The 2,718-nt window shown below is 47.8% G+C and carries 3 protein-coding genes; 1 reads left to right on the top strand and 2 read right to left on the bottom strand.

Annotation, left to right across the window (positions count from 1 at the left end; genetic code table 11):
• Positions 1-555: 555 nt before the first annotated feature.
• Both BG32_RS05150 and BG32_RS05145 read right to left on the bottom strand, forming a co-directional pair.
• Positions 556-1,170, bottom strand: a complete 615-nt coding sequence (locus BG32_RS05150; RefSeq protein WP_121526508.1) for a GNAT family N-acetyltransferase — start codon at positions 1,168-1,170, stop codon at positions 556-558.
• A gap of 66 nt (positions 1,171-1,236) precedes the next feature.
• Positions 1,237-2,070, bottom strand: a complete 834-nt coding sequence (locus tag BG32_RS05145) for a nucleoside phosphorylase (RefSeq protein ID WP_259459532.1) — start codon at positions 2,068-2,070, stop codon at positions 1,237-1,239.
• A 52-nt stretch (positions 2,071-2,122) separates the two neighbouring features.
• On the opposite strand from BG32_RS05145, the gene BG32_RS05140 reads away from it, so the two are divergent.
• The coding region (locus BG32_RS05140) for a hypothetical protein (protein ID WP_121526509.1) at positions 2,123-2,718 on the top strand (596 nt) is incomplete at its 3' end.

The following is a 2,718-nucleotide window of genomic DNA, read 5'->3' as shown; positions in this document are numbered from 1 at the left end:
GGAGGAGGGCCACGTAGTGGCGGAGGGTGTTGGTCTTTGTATGCGAAAAAACCGATGCTCTGAAATAGTCCGATGTGAGTGGTTGCTCGATGTTAGTTCTTGGTCTCTGGTAGGAGCATACATATGGATCACAGATTAATAACGTGAAGTAGTGAATATATAGTTCAATTGCGAACAGGCCAATCTATTCTAAACGTTGTTCAAAGAGCACACACCCCACCGCAAGCGGTCCCCCCCGCCCAAGCGGGGATTTAAGATCAAGAACGGACCTCATTTTCAGTCATTACGGAATTCTTTACCAAGAACTAAGAAACTGGACGAGTAGCGTCGGAACGAAGAACCGGTATTCTTGGCGGGGTGGGGAGGATCGTTGACGAACAACGTGGTTTTCATCAATGTATAGCGGTTCTTAGGATAGAGATGCTGAAACAAGTTCAGATGACGGAATTTCAGACGAAGAACTAACAACCTGCACGCGTAGCGTCGGAACGAAGAACTGGTATTCTCGGCGGAGTACGGGGGACCGTTGACGGACAACGCGGTTTTTATCAGCGTTCAGGGATTTTTGTGCTCTTCAATTGAAATCGGCCTCACCATGCTCCATGATCTCAGCTCGGACGAGATTTCGATTTCCTTTACGACCGAGAATCCAAAGGATTCGTAGAAGCCTATATTTGACGGATTCTGGGTTTCAAGATAACACGGGCGTCCTCTGGAGTCTGCTTCCTCAATAAAGAGGTTCATCAGTCTCTTTCCTATTCCCATTCCCTGTTTTCGAGGTAAAACGGCCAGCAAGATAAGGTGAAGATTGTGTTCTTTCATGCATTCTTTCTGGGTCTTAGAAATCTCCATGCCTGTTTTCATTAAACGAAAGAGCGCGCTCATAGGCGAAGCGATCATTCTCATCGCCCCACTCCGGAGCCATGCCATTAGGCCGGGTTCCTTTTCAGAGTCTATCCACTGGATCATGCCGTCAGTCTCTTCGGAATCGAAGTAGATATCGCTTGATGGAGCGTACGCTTTCGTCATTACGCCGTACAGTCTTCTTATATCTTTTCTTTCTCTGTCCTTGAATACGTATTTGATCATGGGATCTTCAAAGAAGGCTTCGGTAAGGATCTCCGCAACTTTCTCGTACTCTTCTTCGGAAACTCTTCTCGGTCCGTTCACAAAATCACCTCACATTACCTTGTTTTCTTCGGAAAAGACCGGCAAGAGCAAAGAGAATAGACAGGTCTACAGGTTGAGGCAGCACTCTATCGCAGCCCAGAAGACGCGTTCTTTGTGACTGGCGGCCTCGGGATGAAATCTTCTGTCCCACTCTTCGCCGCTAACATCGTCTCCCGAGGAAAGAAGCTGTCCAAAGAGGACATTTCTGAACTTTGAGACGGCCATAAGGGCCGAAGCCTCCATTTCGACGGCAATACAGCCCTCGTCGATTCTCTCCTTGACTATCTTCTTCGTCTCCCTGTAGAAAGCGTCTGTTGTCCATGTCTTTCCTCTGATATATGGAATCGATAAAGCTTCCAGTGCAGCCTCTACCTTTTCCAAAACCTCTGTATCTACAGCGATTTCGCGGGAAGGCTCCAGGTAATGGTACGAGGTTCCCTCGTCTCTGATAGCAGATTCAACGACTATGATTTCTCCCCTAGGAATATCCCTCTTGAGCACTCCGCATGAGCCGCAGGCTATTGTCTTTCTAACTCCAAGGGCGATGAGCTCCTCATAGAAGCCCGCCGCCGACGGCGCTCCAAGTCCGGGATTCAAGATAGCGATTTTGACCCCTCTGTACTCGATCTCATAGACGGGGAAGAATCCTACCTCGCTTCTCCTGTCAATGATCTTCTTCAGAAGACCCTTGCTCAAGAGAGTCTCTATCACACCCTGATAGAAGAGAATTACCGCTCTTTCCGGCATTTCGGGGATCGAAGAGATGACCTTCGTCGGTTCTATAACGGCCGGTCTTTCATAATCATGTTCCATAATAGGTAAACGCTTCTCCATATTTGCCCCCTTTGCGACTATTCTAGCAGCGAAGAAGAGATCGACAATCCCCAAATGACCTGACACTTTTGTAACTGGAAGCTTTATAATTGTAATCAGTATAAACGGAGGTGGAATCGTGAAGACAAGGTTCGTACTGATAGTGGTTCTTCTCATCGCAGTTGTTTCATCGGCTGGGATGTTGAACAACCCCGAAAACAGGTTCAAACTCGAGCTTGATTATGAGATCGGATTTACAGGAGTGATCTTCCACACCATTCAGTTCGGTCAGACGGGAACCGTTCTTAACTACGTGAAAGATGGCGGTCAGGACGTTCTCTTTCCATATCAAAGGTACACCGCCGGGCTTAGCATTGGCAAACATACGGTCTACTTTCTGTATCAGCCGCTTACCGTTCAGTCGAAGGTTCAGCTTAAAAACGATCTGATAGTCGATGGAGTCACCTTCCCCGCCGGAAGCGGAATCCTCTTGAACTACGGCTTCCCCTTCTACAGGGTCAGTTACACTTACGACGTCTTGAGAAAGGGCAACAGCTATCTTGCCCTTGGTCTTTCTCTTCAGTTGAGAAATGCAGATATCTATTTCGAGTCTCTCGATGGAACGAAGTTCGTCGACAATAAAAACGTCGGTCCCGTTCCGATTATCAAAGTGAAGGGCGCATACTGGCTGAATGAAAAGGTTTACCTCGCTGCCGACATCGACGGTTTCTACGC

This window comes from Mesotoga sp. HF07.pep.5.2.highcov (assembly GCF_003666285.1).
GTDB lineage: Bacteria > Thermotogota > Thermotogae > Petrotogales > Kosmotogaceae > Mesotoga > Mesotoga prima.
The sequence above is the reverse complement of the archived record's forward strand: the minus strand, read 5'-3'. Positions and strand labels throughout refer to the sequence as shown.